This is a genomic window from Methylorubrum rhodesianum, from assembly GCF_014199985.1.
Taxonomy (GTDB): Bacteria; Pseudomonadota; Alphaproteobacteria; order Rhizobiales; family Beijerinckiaceae; genus Methylobacterium; species Methylobacterium rhodesianum.
Genome location: NZ_JACHOS010000002.1, coordinates 304,931 through 319,533, shown reverse-complemented (window position 1 = coordinate 319,533; position 14,603 = coordinate 304,931). Strand labels below are relative to the sequence as shown.

The 14,603-nt window shown below is 68.3% G+C and carries 12 protein-coding genes; 7 read left to right on the top strand and 5 right to left on the bottom strand.

Annotated elements, in window-relative coordinates; translation table 11 throughout:
* Positions 1-127 precede the first annotated feature (127 nt).
* Positions 128-3,394: a maltose alpha-D-glucosyltransferase gene (gene treS / locus HNR01_RS03955; RefSeq protein WP_183666747.1), complete on the top strand. Its 3,267-nt coding sequence runs from the start codon at positions 128-130 to the stop codon at positions 3,392-3,394.
* Positions 3,395-3,464: 70 nt separating this feature from the next.
* Positions 3,465-5,822 carry a 1,4-alpha-glucan branching protein GlgB gene (glgB, locus tag HNR01_RS03950; protein ID WP_183666745.1) on the top strand — a complete coding sequence of 786 codons (2,358 nt, stop codon included), beginning with the start codon at positions 3,465-3,467 and terminating at the stop codon, positions 5,820-5,822.
* Between the two features lie 22 nt (positions 5,823-5,844).
* On the opposite strand, the gene HNR01_RS03945 is transcribed toward glgB, so the two are convergent.
* Positions 5,845-6,174: a YnfA family protein gene (locus HNR01_RS03945; RefSeq protein ID WP_017485989.1), complete on the bottom strand. Its 330-nt coding sequence runs from the start codon at positions 6,172-6,174 to the stop codon at positions 5,845-5,847.
* Between the two features lie 67 nt (positions 6,175-6,241).
* Positions 6,242-6,514, bottom strand: a complete 273-nt coding sequence (locus HNR01_RS03940) for a hypothetical protein (protein WP_153875253.1) — start codon at positions 6,512-6,514, stop codon at positions 6,242-6,244.
* 105 nt (positions 6,515-6,619) lie between these two features.
* On the opposite strand from HNR01_RS03940, the gene HNR01_RS03935 reads away from it, so the two are divergent.
* Entirely contained in the window at positions 6,620-7,732 is a 1,113-nt protein-coding gene (locus tag HNR01_RS03935; protein ID WP_183666743.1) for an SPL family radical SAM protein, read from the top strand.
* On the opposite strand, the gene HNR01_RS03930 is transcribed toward HNR01_RS03935, so the two are convergent.
* Positions 7,729-8,505, bottom strand: coding sequence for an endonuclease III domain-containing protein (locus tag HNR01_RS03930; protein ID WP_183666741.1), 777 nt, complete (start codon positions 8,503-8,505; stop codon positions 7,729-7,731). The genes HNR01_RS03935 and HNR01_RS03930 overlap by 4 nt on opposite strands.
* A gap of 49 nt (positions 8,506-8,554) precedes the next feature.
* Positions 8,555-9,304, bottom strand: coding sequence for a GyrI-like domain-containing protein (locus HNR01_RS03925; RefSeq protein WP_183666739.1), 750 nt, complete (start codon positions 9,302-9,304; stop codon positions 8,555-8,557).
* A gap of 174 nt (positions 9,305-9,478) precedes the next feature.
* Here HNR01_RS03925 and dapF point away from each other — a divergent pair, with 174 nt between their 5' ends.
* Together dapF and mtaB are read left to right on the top strand one after the other, a co-directional pair.
* Positions 9,479-10,369: a diaminopimelate epimerase gene (dapF, locus tag HNR01_RS03920; protein ID WP_183666737.1), complete on the top strand. Its 891-nt coding sequence runs from the start codon at positions 9,479-9,481 to the stop codon at positions 10,367-10,369.
* Positions 10,366-11,598: a tRNA (N(6)-L-threonylcarbamoyladenosine(37)-C(2))-methylthiotransferase MtaB gene (gene mtaB, locus HNR01_RS03915; protein WP_017485995.1), complete on the top strand. Its 1,233-nt coding sequence runs from the start codon at positions 10,366-10,368 to the stop codon at positions 11,596-11,598. The genes dapF and mtaB overlap by 4 nt, the downstream gene beginning before the upstream one ends.
* Before the next feature lie 106 nt (positions 11,599-11,704).
* Here mtaB and HNR01_RS03910 read toward each other — a convergent pair whose 3' ends face one another.
* Positions 11,705-12,424, bottom strand: coding sequence for an RluA family pseudouridine synthase (locus HNR01_RS03910; RefSeq protein ID WP_183666735.1), 720 nt, complete (start codon positions 12,422-12,424; stop codon positions 11,705-11,707).
* 56 nt (positions 12,425-12,480) lie between these two features.
* Between HNR01_RS03910 and ftsY the strand changes: the two genes are divergently transcribed.
* Both ftsY and HNR01_RS03900 read left to right on the top strand, forming a co-directional pair.
* Positions 12,481-13,938 carry a signal recognition particle-docking protein FtsY gene (gene ftsY, locus HNR01_RS03905; protein ID WP_183666733.1) on the top strand — a complete coding sequence of 486 codons (1,458 nt, stop codon included), beginning with the start codon at positions 12,481-12,483 and terminating at the stop codon, positions 13,936-13,938.
* A 43-nt stretch (positions 13,939-13,981) separates the two neighbouring features.
* Positions 13,982-14,602 carry a septation protein A gene (locus HNR01_RS03900; protein WP_183666731.1) on the top strand — a complete coding sequence of 207 codons (621 nt, stop codon included), beginning with the start codon at positions 13,982-13,984 and terminating at the stop codon, positions 14,600-14,602.
* Position 14,603 lies beyond the last annotated feature (1 nt).

Below are 14,603 nucleotides of genomic sequence, written 5' to 3'. Positions count from 1 at the left end.
CGCTCTAGATCGGGCGGAATGCGGCGTTCACCGTCGTGTTCTCGCCAAGAAGCGAGCCGAGGAAGCTCGCAGTCCGGCGCCGCAGGGCCCGGTTCCGCTCTCGAAAGTGACGTGAGGCAGCGACGGGATGATCGATCGCAGCGATCCGCAGTGGTACCGTGACGCCATCATCTACCAGATCCACGTCAAGTCGTTCTTCGACTCGTCGAACGATGGGATCGGGGACTTCGAGGGCCTGACGCAGAAGCTCGACTACGTCCGTGACCTCGGCGTCACGGCGATCTGGCTGATGCCGTTCTACCCCTCGCCGCTGCGCGACGACGGTTACGACATCGCCGACTACCGCGACGTCAATCCATCCTACGGGACGATGGACGATTTCCGGCGCTTCGTGGACGCGGCGCACGAGCGCGGCCTGCGCGTCATCACCGAGTTGGTCATCAATCACACATCGGATCAGCATCCGTGGTTCCAGCGCGCCCGCGAGGCGCCAGCCGGCTCGCCCGAACGCGATTTCTACGTGTGGTCGGACACCGACGACAAGTACAGCGACACGCGCATCATCTTCCTCGACACGGAGGTCTCGAACTGGACTTGGGATCCGGTGGCCAAGCAGTATTTCTGGCACCGGTTCTACTCGCACCAGCCCGACCTGAACTTCGACAACCCGGCCGTGCTGGAAGCCGTCATCGAGGTGATGCGCTACTGGCTCGACATGGGCGTGGACGGGCTGCGGCTCGACGCGATTCCCTATCTCATCGAGCGCGACGGAACGAACTGCGAGAACCTTTCCGAGACCCACGACGTCATCAAGGCGATCCGTGCAGCGCTCGACGCGAGCTATCCCGACCGGATGCTGCTGGCCGAGGCCAATCAGTGGCCGGAGGAAACGGCGCAGTATTTCGGCGACGGCGACGAGTGCCACATGGCATTCCACTTCCCGCTGATGCCGCGGATGTACATGGCGATTGCCCGGGAGGACCGGCACCCGATCACCGACATCATGCGCCAGACCCCGGAAATTCCCGATGGGTGCCAGTGGGCGATCTTCCTGCGCAACCACGACGAACTGACCCTGGAGATGGTCACCGCCGAAGAGCGTGACTACCTCTGGTCGTTCTATGCCGCCGAGCGTCGCGCCCGCATCAACCTCGGCATCCGCCGTCGCCTGGCGCCTCTGCTGGAGAACGACCGGCGCAAGATCGAGCTGATGAAGTCTCTCGTCCTGTCGATGCCCGGCACGCCGGTGCTCTACTACGGCGACGAGATCGGCATGGGCGACAACATCTATCTCGGCGACCGCGACGGCGTGCGTACGCCGATGCAATGGTCGCCCGACCGCAACGGCGGCTTCTCGCGGGCCAACCCGCAGAAGCTGTTCCTGCCCGCGATCCAGGACCCGATCTACGGCTACGACGCGATCAACGTCGAGGCTCAGACGCAGGCGCAGACCTCGCTCCTGAATTGGACGCGGCGCATGATCGCGATCCGCAACAATTCCGTCGCCCTGGGTCGCGGCGCGATCCAGTTCCTCTATCCGACGAACCGCAAGGTCCTCGCTTGGATCCGCGAGCACGACAACGAGCGCATCCTCTGCGTCGCCAACCTGTCGCGGGCGCCGCAGGCGGTGCAGCTCGACCTGTCCGACCTGCGCGGCGCGATCCCGATCGAACTGACCGGCGGCAGCGCCTTCCCGGCGATCGGCGAGTTGCCCTATCTGCTGACCCTGCCGTCTTACGGCTTCTACTGGTTCTCGCTCTCGGTCGCGAATACCGGCGAGATCGGCCCGCAGCCACAGAGCCCCGAACTGTTCACCCTGGTGCTGACCGGCGGCGTCGAGACCCTGATCAAGGGCCGCGAGCGCACCGCCTTCGAGCGCACGGTCGCTCCGCCCTTCATCGGGTCGCGCCGCTGGTTCGGTGCCAAGGGCTCGCGCATCAAGTCGGTGCAGGTCGATGACAGCGCGATCGTCAAGGACGCCACCGGTGAGGGCAAGTTCCTGCTGCCGCGGGTCGCGGTGACGCTCGCCAACGGCGAGCGCCAGGACTACTTCGTTCCGCTCGCCGTCGAGGAGGGACGCGAGGACGAGACGTTGATGGACCACGCGGTCGCCCGCGTGCGCCGCGGGCCCCGCACCGGCCTTCTCTACGAGGCCGCCGCCGCGGCGCCCTTCACCGTCGCCCTGATCGAAGCCATGCGCGACGGCGTGACGATCCCGTCGGAGCGCGGCAGCATCGTCTTCTCGACCACCTCGGCCTACGATCCGGAGATGCCGTTCGAGGCGACCGACGTGCGCCGCCTCTCGGCCGAGCAGAGCAACACCTCGATCGCCATCGGCGCGCGGATGATGCTCAAGCTGTTGCGCCGCCTGCAGCCCGGCACGCATCCGGAGATCGAGATCGGTCGCTTCCTCACCGAGCAGGCGCATTTCCCGAACACGCCCGCGCTTCTCGGCGTCGTCGAGCACGTGGCCGAGGACGGCACCCGCACGGCGCTCGCGCTGCTCCAGAAGTTCGTCCTCAATCAGGGCGATGCCTGGACGCTGATGCTGGAAGGTCTGCGGCGCGACTTCGAGACCGTGGTGCTCGCTCCCGAGAGCGAGGCGCCGACGCCGGAGGAGGCGTTCAACGCGCATCTGCGCTGGGCGATCCTGCTTGGCCAGCGCACGGCCGAGCTGCACCGGGCGTTTGCCATCGACACCGACGATCCGGCCTTCGCGGTCGAGCCCTTCGGCGAGGCGGATCTCGCCGCGCTCGCGGACGATGCCCGCCATCAGGCGGCGCGGGCCTTCAAGGGGCTCGACGCGATCACCGCGTGGTCCCCGGGATCGGCGAGCGAGGCGCTCGCCGCCCGCCGCGGCGAAGTCGAGACGCTCATCGACGAGTTGGCCGCGGGGCCGCTGCGGGGTGCCACCAAGACCCGCATCCACGGCGACTACCATCTCGGCCAGGTGCTCGCCTCCGAGGGTGATCTCATCATCGTCGATTTCGAGGGCGAGCCCTCGCGTCCGGTTGAGCAGCGCCGTTCGAAGTCGACGCCCCTGCGCGACGTGGCGGGCATGCTGCGCTCCTTCGCCTACGGGGCTGAGACGGTCGTTCGCGAGATCGCGGCCCGCTTCGGTGACAGCGAGGAGCGGGCCCGCAACGCGGCGATCGCGTGGCGCGGCATGATCGATGCAGCGTTCCTCGACGGCTACGGGCAGGCCGTGGCCGGCAGCCGGGCGGCGGTGGAGGATGCGGAAACGCATCGCAACCTGCTGCGCCTGAGCCTGCTGACGAAGGCGCTCTACGAGGTCGATTACGAGGTCAACAACCGCCCCGACTGGATCGAAATCCCGGCAAGGGGTGTTCTCAACATACTGGACGAGGCCAAGCGCGACCGCGCTTCGGTCTGACCATCGCGCTCTCGCGGCCCGGCCGATCCCCGCCCTGGCCCGAGAGCGATTCCCTGGATGAGGTGACTGGATGACGGCTCTGGACGACAAGGCCGCGGCTCGAAACGAGGGGCAGGCGGCCGCCAACGTCCCGAACAAGTCAGGCTCGGCCGAGGCGTCCCGTGCGCCCCGGCCGGCGGATGCGCTGGGAGGAGACGGGGGAGCGCCCCGGGTGGGCCGTCCCGCGTCGCAGCCGCGCGACACGCACCTCCATCCCGATGCCGTTGCCGCCGTGATGGCGGCCGATCACGGCGACGCCTTCGGTATCCTCGGCCCGCATCAGGTCGGCCCCGGGGCCTGGGAGGTCCGCGCTGTCCTGCCGGAGGCCAAGGCCGCCCGCCTGATCACCGCCGGGCAGAGCATCCCGTTCGAGCGTGTCCATCCGGACGGGTTCTATGTCGCCAGCGTGAAGAGCGAGGGCCGTCCCCTCTACGAGATCGAGGTCGAGGCTTGGGACGGCACGAGCGCCCGCCGTCACGATCCCTACGGCTTCGGCCCTTCGCTCGAACAGAGCGAGATCGAGGGTCTGCGCCAGATCGGCAGCAATCTCGTCTACCGCGTGCTCGGTGCCCATCCCGGCGAGCTCGACGGCATCGCCGGCTTCCGCTTCGCGGTCTGGGCGCCGAATGCCCGACGGGTCAGCGTCGTCGGCGATTTCAACGAATGGGACGGCCGACGCCACCCGATGCGTCTGTGGCTGAACGGCGGTGTGTGGGAGCTGTTCGTGCCGGGTCTCAAGATCGGGCAGAATTACAAGTTCGAGATCCGCGGCCCTGACGGATCATTGCTGCCGCTCAAGGCCGATCCGGTCGCCTTCCGCGCTCAGCACCCGCCGCAGACGGCGTCGGTGCTGCAGGGTCTGAACGAGCCGCAATGGCATGACAGCGCCTGGATGGACACGCGTGGCGCGAAGGATCCGCGCCATGCCGCGATGTCAGTCTACGAGGTCCATCTTGGATCTTGGGCGCGCGTGCCGGGCGAGGGCAATCGCTACCTCACCTACAAGGAGCTGTCCGAGCGGCTGATCCCTTACGTCAAGGAACTCGGCTTCACCCATATCGAGCTTCTGCCGATCACCGAGTACCCGTTCGACGGCTCTTGGGGCTACCAGCCGGTCTCGCTCTTCGCGCCGACCAGCCGCTTCGGCACGCCCGACGATTTCGTCGCCTTCGTCAACGCCGCTCACGAGGCCGGCATCGGCGTGCTGCTCGATTGGGTGCCGGGACACTTTCCGCTCGACGCCCACGGCCTCGGCCTGTTCGACGGCACGCATCTCTACGAGCATGCCGATCCGCGCCAGGGATTCCACCAGGATTGGGGTACCTACATCTACAATTTCGGCCGGACGGAAGTGTCGGCCTTCCTCACGGCCAATGCGCGATTCTGGCTGGAGCACTACCACCTCGACGGCCTGCGCGTGGATGCGGTGGCCTCGATGCTCTACCTCGACTACTCGCGCCGCGCGGGCGAGTGGATCCCGAACCAGTACGGCGGCAACGAGAATCTCGACGCCATCAACTTCCTGCGCAAGACCAACGAGGCGACCTACAGCCACGCGCCGGGCACCATTACGGTGGCCGAGGAATCGACCTCCTGGCCGGGTGTCTCGCATCCCACCTACACCGGTGGCCTCGGCTTCGGCTTCAAGTGGAACATGGGGTGGATGCACGACACCCTGAAATACATGTCGGAGGATCCGATCCACCGACGCTACCACCACCACAACCTGACCTTCGGTCTGCTCTACGCCTTCTCGGAAAACTTCGTGCTGCCGCTCTCCCACGACGAGGTGGTGCACGGGAAGGGCTCGCTGCTCGGCAAGATGCCGGGCGACCGCTGGCAGAAGTTCGCCAACCTCCGCGCCTATTTCGGCTTCATGTGGGGCCATCCCGGCAAGAAGCTGCTCTTCATGGGCGGCGAGTTCGGCCAGGAGCGTGAGTGGAACCACAACCAGTCGCTCGATTGGCACCTGCTCGAGGATCCCCTCCACGCCGGCGTCAAGGACCTCATCCGCGACCTCAACCACGTCTACACCTCGACGCCGGCGCTCTACACCCGCGACGTCGAGCCCGGCGGCTTCCAGTGGCTGGTGGCGGACGATCAGGACAACTCGGTGATCGCCTGGGCCCGCAAGGGCAAAACGGACGGCGAGGTCGTGATCGTCGTCTCGAACTTCACGCCGGTCCCGCGCGAGGGCTACAGGGTCGGCGTGCCGACGGCCGGCTACTACCGCGAGGCGATCAATTCCGACGCCGAACGCTACGGCGGCTCGAATGTCGGGAACATGGGCGGTGTTCAGAGCCAAGCCGAGCAGAGCCACGGCCAGCCGCACTCGCTGAGCCTCACCCTGCCGCCGCTCGCGACCTTGATCCTGATCCGCGAGGGCTGACCCTTCCTCCTCCCGGACCGGTTCATGCGGTCCGGGGGCCGAACAGGATCACCGCCATGCCGGCGAGGCAGATGGCTCCGCCGGCGACGTCCCATCGATCCGGCCGATGCCCCTCGATGCCCCAGAGCCAGAGGATCGAGGCGACGATATAGATGCCGCCGTAGGCAGCGTAAGTGCGCCCGGCGGCCTCGCTCTCGACCAGGGTGAGGAGCCACGCGAACAGCGTCAGCGAAACAAGGCCTGGAACGACCCACCACGCCGATCGTCCGAGCCGGAGCCACGCCCAGAACGCGAAACAGCCGGCGATCTCAGCCAGGGCGGCGCCTGAATAGGCGAAAAGGGTTCTGGTCATCGGCAACGCTTGGCCCGGATCGGCTCCGGTGCCAAGTCGTCGTCGGGTCGCGTCGGTGGCGCGAAACCTACGCGTCGTCTTCGGGTGCGAACACCTCACCCTTCTCGGCCAGGCGCACATTGTTGCAGTCGCCCGGCAGATCCCGAAGGTCGCGGTAGTCCCTGATCAGACGCTGCAGATCGGCGCGCGCCGGATCGGCGGGTTCCGGCGCGCCGGGATCGAAGCCCTCCACCGCCGTCTCGACGCGCCGGTCCAAGAGGGCTCGGTCCTGCGGATCGAGCCCCTCGATCCGCGCGAGAAGGTCGGCGATGGCCGCTCGCTTCGTCTCCAACTCCGTCATTCCCCGCCCCGTCATGTTCACGCGCCGAAACAGCGTCCGAACCGGTCCGCGGTTCCGCAGCGACGCACCCTCGGACCTTCGTTCGACGGCGCGGGTTGGTGCGGCATGAACCTGCTTGCGATCGAGGAACCGCGCTCCCGACCCTCAGAGCGCCAGCGGCCCGTCCGGCTCTGGCATCCCCGCCGGGTGCTGGTGACGCCGACCGCCCTCGACCACGCCCATGGCCGGCAGATCGTGGCCCGGGCGGAACGCCTCGGATTGCCGATCGAGCGCCTGAAGAGCAACCGCCTCACCGGCCTGCGCGACGAGAACCCGCGTCGGGCCTACGTGGAGGCCAAGGCGACGCTCGCCGTCGTGACTGCGCCGCCGACGAAGCTGAAGCTCCAGCCGATCCCGCCGAGCGCCGATTGGCGCTTCGACCTCGCCGAGGGCTGTCCGGCGCATTGCCAGTACTGCTACCTCGCCGGCTCGCTCTCCGGACCGCCGGTCACGCGCGTCTACGCCAACCTCGACGCCATCCTCGACAATCTCGAAAGCTATCTGGGGCAGGGAGGCGTCACCAGTACCTCGCAGGCCCGGGCGGCGGAGGGAACCACCTTCGAAGCGTCCTGCTACACCGACCCGCTCGGGATCGAACACCTCACCGGTTCGCTCTCGGCGGCAATCCGCCATTTCGGCGCCTGGAACGCGCCGGTGCAGCTGCGCTTCACCACCAAGTTTGCCGCGGTTGAACCGCTTCTCGGCCTACCGCATCACCGCCGCACGCGAGCTCGTTTCTCGGTCAACGCCGCCGCGGCGGCGCATTACGAGGGCGGCACCGCGCCGCTCGCCGACAGGCTCGCCGCCATGGGGTCCCTCGCCCGTGCGGGCTATCCGGTCGGCCTCACCATCGCGCCGATCCTGCCGGTCGCGGATTGGCCGGACGCCTACGACGCCTTGCTGCGCGACGCGGCCGAGGCGTTGGCCGACGTCCGGGAGCCGGATCTGACGGTCGAACTCATCACCCACCGCTTCACGCCGGGCTCGAAGACGGTGTTGGAGGGCTGGTACCCGGGCTCCGACCTGCCGATGCGCGAGACCGAGCGGACGCGCAAACTCACCAAATTCGGCTCGGTGAAGTATGTGTTCCCGAGCGACCTGATGAAGGCGATGCGGGCCCATCTCACGGAGCGGATCGCGGTCCGTCTGCCCTTCGCGCACATCCTCTACTGGACCTAAGTCCGCCCGGCCGCTTTCGCCTCGCGGACCTGCCCCGTCGGACAGATGTCGAGGAGCACGCAGCGGTCGCAGGCCGGGGAGCGATGGAAGCAGACGCGCTGGCCGTGCAGCATCAGCACCTCGTGATTGTCGTAGAGCGCCTGTGCCGACCAATCGTCGGGCAGTTGCGCCCGCAGTACGGCGTGGCTCGGCCCGACATCGACCTTCGGACCGATGAGTCCGGTTCGCTGAGCGACGCGGTGATGGTGGCTGTCCACCGGCAGGGCCGGCATCCGCAGGGTCGAGAACGACAGGACGGCGGCGCTCGTCTTCGGCCCGATGCCGGGGATGGCTTCGAGCCAGCCGCGCGCCTCATCGACGCTCATCGCTGCGAGGAAATCGAGGGTGAGCGAGCCCACCCGGTCTCGGACGGCACTCAGGACCGCCTTGATTCGCGGCGCCTTCAATTCAGGCCACGTCACGCCGCGGATCGTCTCCTCGATCTCCGCCACGCCGGCCTCCTCGACCATCGCCCAATCGGGCCAGCGTGCCCGAAGCGCCTTGAAGGCGCGGCCGGAATCGGCGTTGCGCGTCCGGTGCGAGAGGAGGGAGGAGATCAGCTCCGAGAGCGGATCGAGGCTGTGGAAGTACGGGATCGGACATTCGTAGACCCCGCAGAGCCGACGATAGATCTCAAGCGCCTTGTCCTTGAGGGGCTCGGACGGCGCCGTCGGCGCCTCGCGGCGTCGGCGGCGGGGCTCGTCAGGGCGGATGGTATCGGGAAACAGCGGCATGATAGCCGAATCCGCGAGTGGATTCGGCGGTTCCAGGCCCGCGACACCGCTACTTCTCGAGCGCGTAGATGTTGATGTCGAGCCGGTCGTCGGCACCCTCTCCGAGATCGGTCACGTACTCCTCAAGGAAGCGGTCCTGAACCGGGATCTCCTTCGCGTCCAGATAGGCGATCAGCGTCTCGTAGGTGCCGTCGATCTCCTCGTAGGTGCCGCTGTGCTTGTAGCGCAGGGCCTTCCCGCTCGGGCTCGAACCGAACTTCACGTCGCCGCCCCCGGCGCCTTCCGCCGGAGACGCCTCGATCGGGATCATCGCCTCGTACTGGAAGCCGTCATCCGCAGTCTTGGTGAACAGGGCGATCGGGCGGCCCGCCGGCTTGAGGTTGAGCCTCCTCAGCGTCTCGCCGATGGTCTTGAAGGCCGTGCGCAGATTCGCCCGCGCGTCCTCCCACTTTGTCTCGCCCGAGAGAATTGCCACCGGCTTGGCCGGCAGCGTCACCGCGTCAACATCGTTGGGCTCGGCCGGCGTCGGCACGAGGGTCGGCAGGGTGGAGGCCGGCGGCGTGAGCGTTTGCGCCGCACCCGACTGCGCTGGGCGGGGGATCGGCACCTGTTGGGGGGCGGGCGAGGCCGGATCAGGCCCGGATTTTGAGGTGTCCGGCACGGTGGTCGTCGGCAACGGGTTCGTCTCGGCGGGGGAGGGGGCGTTGCTGGGCGGCGGCGCGTTTTGAGCGAGTGTCGCGGAAGTGAGGACAGGGACGAGAGCGAGGAGGCCCGCGGCGAGGGTGGCGAGACGGGTCAAGGCGATGAGGCTCCGATTGGCCGATGCCGACAGGGTAGGGCCGAAACGCGCCCCGCGCGAGACCGTTGCGGCGCGACGATGCGGTCCCTCCCGCCCGACTCGCGGCCGGCGCGCTTTTGCCATATACGCCGCGCCAACCCCCGCATCTCCGCAGACAAGGTCGTCAGAGGTCCGATGAGCCCTCTCGCAGAGCGCCGCTTCCTGAAGATGCACGGTGCCGGCAACGCCATCGTCGTGCTCGATCTGCGCGGCACGTCGATTCGCGTCACGCCGGCCGAGGCCCGCACCATTGCCGCCGACGCGCATTCGCGGTTCGACCAGCTCATGGTCGTGCACGATCCCGTCACGCCGGGCACCGATGCGTTCATGCGCATCTACAACACCGATGGCTCGGAATCGGGCGCCTGCGGCAACGGCACCCGCTGCGTCGGCTACGCGTTGCTCGACGATCCGGCGATGGCCCGGCCCGCCGAGAACGGCAGCCTGACGCTCGAGACGAAGGCGGGGTTGGTCGCCGTAAGGCGCGTGACCGACCGTTCCTTCACCGTCGACATGGGGCAGCCGCGCCTGCGCTGGGACGAGATTCCCCTCGCCGAGCCCTTCCCCGACACCCGGCGAATCGAGCTGCAGGTCGGTCCGATCGACGATCCGATCCTGCACTCGCCCGCTGCGGTGAGCATGGGCAATCCGCACGCGATCTTCTTCGTCGAGCGCGATCCGGACACGTTCGACCTCGGCCGCATCGGCCCGCTGCTCGAATCGCACCCGATCTTCCCTGAGCGCGCCAACATCTCCATCGCCCAGGTGACCGGTCGCGACACGATCAAGCTGCGGGTCTGGGAGCGCGGCGCCGGGCTGACGCTCGCCTGCGGCACGGCGGCCTGCGCCACGGTGGTGGCGGCCTCGCGCCTGCGCATGATCGGTCGCGCCGCCCGCGTGGCGCTGCCCGGCGGCGAACTCTCGATCGAGTGGCGCGCCGACGACCACGTGCTGATGACCGGCCCGGTCTATCTCGAGGGCGAGGGCACCTTCGCTGCCGATCTGTTCGCCGGGCTCGACGGGTGAGCGTCGAGACGCTCACCTTCGGCTGCCGGCTCAACACCGTCGAGTCGGAGGTGATGCGCGGCCATGCCGAGGCCGGGGCGGAGGGCCGCGACCTCGTCGTGGTCAATACCTGCGCCGTCACCTCCGAGGCCGGTCGTCAGGCCCGCAAGGCGATCCGCCGCCTTGCCCGCCAGCGGCCCGACGCCGAGATCGTCGTGACCGGCTGCGGCGCCGAGGTCGAGCGCGCGCACTATGCCGAGATGCCTGAGGTGACGCGCCTCGTCGGCAACGCGGCGAAGCTGAGACCGGAGAGCTGGCGCGACGGTGCCGTGCCCGCATCGGAGGACATCATGGCGGTGCGCCGGGCCGAGCCGACGCGCATCGCCGGCATGAGCGGGCATACCCGCGCGTTCGTGCCGGTCCAGAACGGCTGCGACCACCGCTGCACCTTCTGCGTCATCCCGTTCGGCCGCGGCCATTCACGCTCGGTCCCGGTCGCCGAAGCCGTGGCGCAGGTGCGCCGCATCGTCGAGCATGGCGGCCGCGAAGTGGTGCTCACGGGCGTCGATCTCACGGCCTATGGGCGCGATCTCGATCCCGACCTGAGCCTCGGGTGCCTCGTCCGCACGATCCTCGCCGAGGTGCCGGATCTCCCTCGCCTTCGCCTTTCCTCCATCGATTCGGTGGAAGCCGATGCCGAGCTGATCGCCGCTTTCGCAGAGGAGCCGAGGCTGATGCCGCACGTCCACCTCTCGCTCCAGGCGGGTGATGACCTCATCCTCAAGCGGATGAAGCGGCGCCACGCCCGGGGCGACGCGATCCGCCTCTGCGCGATCCTGCGCGACCTGCGTCCCGACATCGTCTTCGGCGCCGATCTCATCGCCGGGTTTCCGACCGAGACCGAGGCACAGTTCGCCCGCTCCCTCGACCTCGTGGCGGAGTGCGGGCTGACGCATCTGCACGTCTTTCCCTACTCGCCGCGCCCCGGAACCCCGGCCGCACGGATGCCGGCGGTGCCCGGTGACGTGATCCGCGCGCGGGCCGCGCGTCTGCGGGAAGCCGGGGCAGCCGCTTTCGCCCGCCATCTCGATGCCGAGGTCGGCGCACGCCGCCGGGTGCTGACCGAGCGGGGCGGTACGGGGCGGACGGAGGCTTTTACGCCGGTGCGCTTCGCCGAGGCGGTGCCGGCGGGGGAGATCCTCGACGTCACCGTCGCCGCTCATGATGGGCAGGCTCTGCACGTGGCATGACCCCGCCGACGCGTCTCGTCCGTGCGGTGGTCGAAGGCCTAGCCGGACCTCTGCCGAAGGCATTTCGGCTGCCTGGAGAAACGGATCTCTCTCGAAAGGGGGACAATCATGAACCGGCGGGCGCCAGCCCGCAGGCCTCAAGATCCCTCCGCATATGCGCGGGGGCGGGCGCCTCCACGGCGATGGCCTCTCGCTTCGGATAGAGCGGCAGGCGCAACTTCCGCGCATGCAGCTGCAGGCCCGGACCGTCCCGTCCGGCCTGCCCGTAGATCGCGTCCCCGCAGATCGGCCAGCCCATGGCCGTACAATGGACGCGAAGCTGGTGCGTCCGCCCCGTCACCGGCTTCAATTCGAGCCAAGCCTGGCCCTGTGCCCGCCCGAGCACGCGGAACAGCGTGAGGGACGGAGCGCCGGCCGGGTCGGTCTTCATCCACCAGCTGCGCGGATCGTCTGACCGCCTGGCGAGCGGCAGGTCGATGCGCCCTTCCATCTCCTCGGGTCCGCCCTCGACCAAGGCCCAATAGGTCTTGTCCACCTTGCCCTCGGCGAACAGGCGGTTCAAACGCGCGAGCGCCTTGGCGTGGCGGCCGAGCACGAGGCAGCCCGAGGTGTCGCGGTCGAGCCGGTGCGCGGCCTCCGGCCGGCGCGGCAGGCCGAAGCGGAGGGCGTCGAGATGGTCGGTCAAGGTCGGCCCGCCCTTCGGGCCCGGATGCACCGGCAAACCTGCCGGCTTGTCGATGACGAGCATCAGGGCATCGCGGTAGAGCAGGGAAAGACCTATTTCCGGTTCGGCGGTGCGATCCGGCACTGAAACACGCGCGTTCATGCCCCACGGGCTAGAATGCCGGATCGTCGCGGGCAAGGTTTGAGCAAGGGACTGGGATGAGCGACGACGAGAAGCCCGGCTGGTTCGGACGCCTGTTCGGGCGCAAGGGCACGCCCGAGGCCAAGCCTGCGGAAGAAGTGCCCGCGGAGCAGGTGCCGGTCGAGCAGGGGCCTGCCGAGGCGCCGGTCACGCCGGATCCACTGTCGCCGGCCTCCGAGTCGGAAGGCCAGCCGGACTTCGCCACCGCTGCGGACGACGTCTCCCACGTACCGCCGCCGGTCAGCGAGCCGGCGCCCGAGGATCCCGACAAGAATCGCATTCCCGATGAGCTCGAGGGTGCCGACCTCCAGCCCGAACCGCAGCCGCCGTCCGGAGAGGCGCCGGAGCGCGACGAGTCGATTGCGGAGCCGGATACCCCCACGGTCGAACAGGCCGAGAAGCGGAACTGGTGGTCGCGCCTGACCGGCGATGAGTCCGAGAAATCGACCTTGTCCGAGGCGCAACCGCCGGCCGAGGCCGACATTCAACCCGTCGATGCCGCCGCGGCTCTGGCCAGCGACGCGATCTCGGGAGCCGTCGAGGGCACGGAGAAGCGGGGTTGGTGGTCGCGGCTCACGGCCGGCATGCGCCGCACCTCGTCCGCCCTGTCGGACCGGGTGACGGGCCTGTTCACCAAGCGCAAGCTCGACGCCACCACCCTGGAGGATCTGGAGGACGCGCTGATCCAGGCCGATTTCGGCGTGGAGACGGCGACGCGGATGGCGGAGGCGGTCGGCAAGGGTCGCTACGAGAAGGGCATCTCGCCCGATGAGGTGCGCGCCATCCTCGCGACCGAGATCGAGCGGGCGCTCGACCCGGTGGCGACGCCGATCGAGATCGACTCCTCGAAAAAGCCCTACGTGATCCTGACCGTCGGCGTGAACGGCGCCGGCAAGACGACGACGATCGGCAAGCTCTCGCTGAAGTTCAAGGCGGAAGGCCGCAGCGTCATGCTGGCGGCGGGCGACACCTTCCGCGCGGCGGCGATCGAACAGCTACGCGTCTGGGGAGAGCGCACCAACACCCCCGTCATCAGCCGCGAACACGGCTCCGATGCGGCGGGACTCGCCTTCGACGCATTCAAGGAGGCGCGGGAGAACGGCACCGATGTGCTGCTGATCGATACCGCCGGCCGCTTGCAGAACAAGGCCGGGCTGATGGCGGAGCTGGAAAAGATCGTCCGTGTCATCCGCAAGCTCGATCCGGAGGCGCCCCACGCCACCCTGCTGGTGCTCGACGCCACCGTCGGCCAGAACGCGCTGAGCCAGGTCGAGCTGTTCTCGCAGGCCGCCCCCGTATCCGGCCTCGTGATGACGAAGCTCGACGGAACCGCGCGAGGCGGTATTCTGGTGGCACTCGCCGCGAAGTTCGGCCTGCCCGTGCATTTCATCGGGGTCGGCGAGGGTGTGGAGGATCTGGAGCCGTTCGCCGCGCGGGATTTCGCCAGAGCGATCACCGGTCTTCCCAAGGAGTAAGCGTTTGCCTGCCGTTCCCTCGCAGTCTCGTGAGAACCTCAGCATGAAGGTCGAGAGCGTTCCGCCCCGCCGCCACCTGCCGCCGCTGCTCAAGCTGGCGCTGGAGGTGGGCCCGCTCGCGGTGTTCTTCCTGACCAACGCTTATGCCGAGCGCTTCGGCGTGACGGCGGAGAGCAAGCTGTTTCTCGCCACCGGCGTTTTCGTCGTCGCCACGATGATCGCGCTCGGCGTGCATTTCGCCCTGCTGCGGCGGCTGCCGATCATGCCGCTGGTCTCCGGCGTCGTGGTCCTCGTGTTCGGCGGCCTGACGCTGGCGCTTCAGGACAAGACCTTCATCATGATGAAGCCGACCATCGTGAACACGCTGTTCGGCCTCGTCCTGCTCGGCGGCCTCGCCTTCAACAAGTCGCTGCTCTCGGTCGTGCTCGACAGCATGTTCGCGTTGACGGATGAGGGCTGGCGCAAGCTCACTTTCCGCTGGGGCCTGTTCTTCCTCGCGCTCGCCGCGCTCAACGAGATCGTCTGGCGGACGCAGACCGAGGATTTCTGGGTGAGCTTCAAGGTGTTCGGCATCATGCCGCTCACCATCGTCTTTGCCCTTGCGCAGACGCCTCTGCTGCTGCGCCACGAGCGCAAGGACGAGGCCGAAGCGAAGGTCGGCTGAT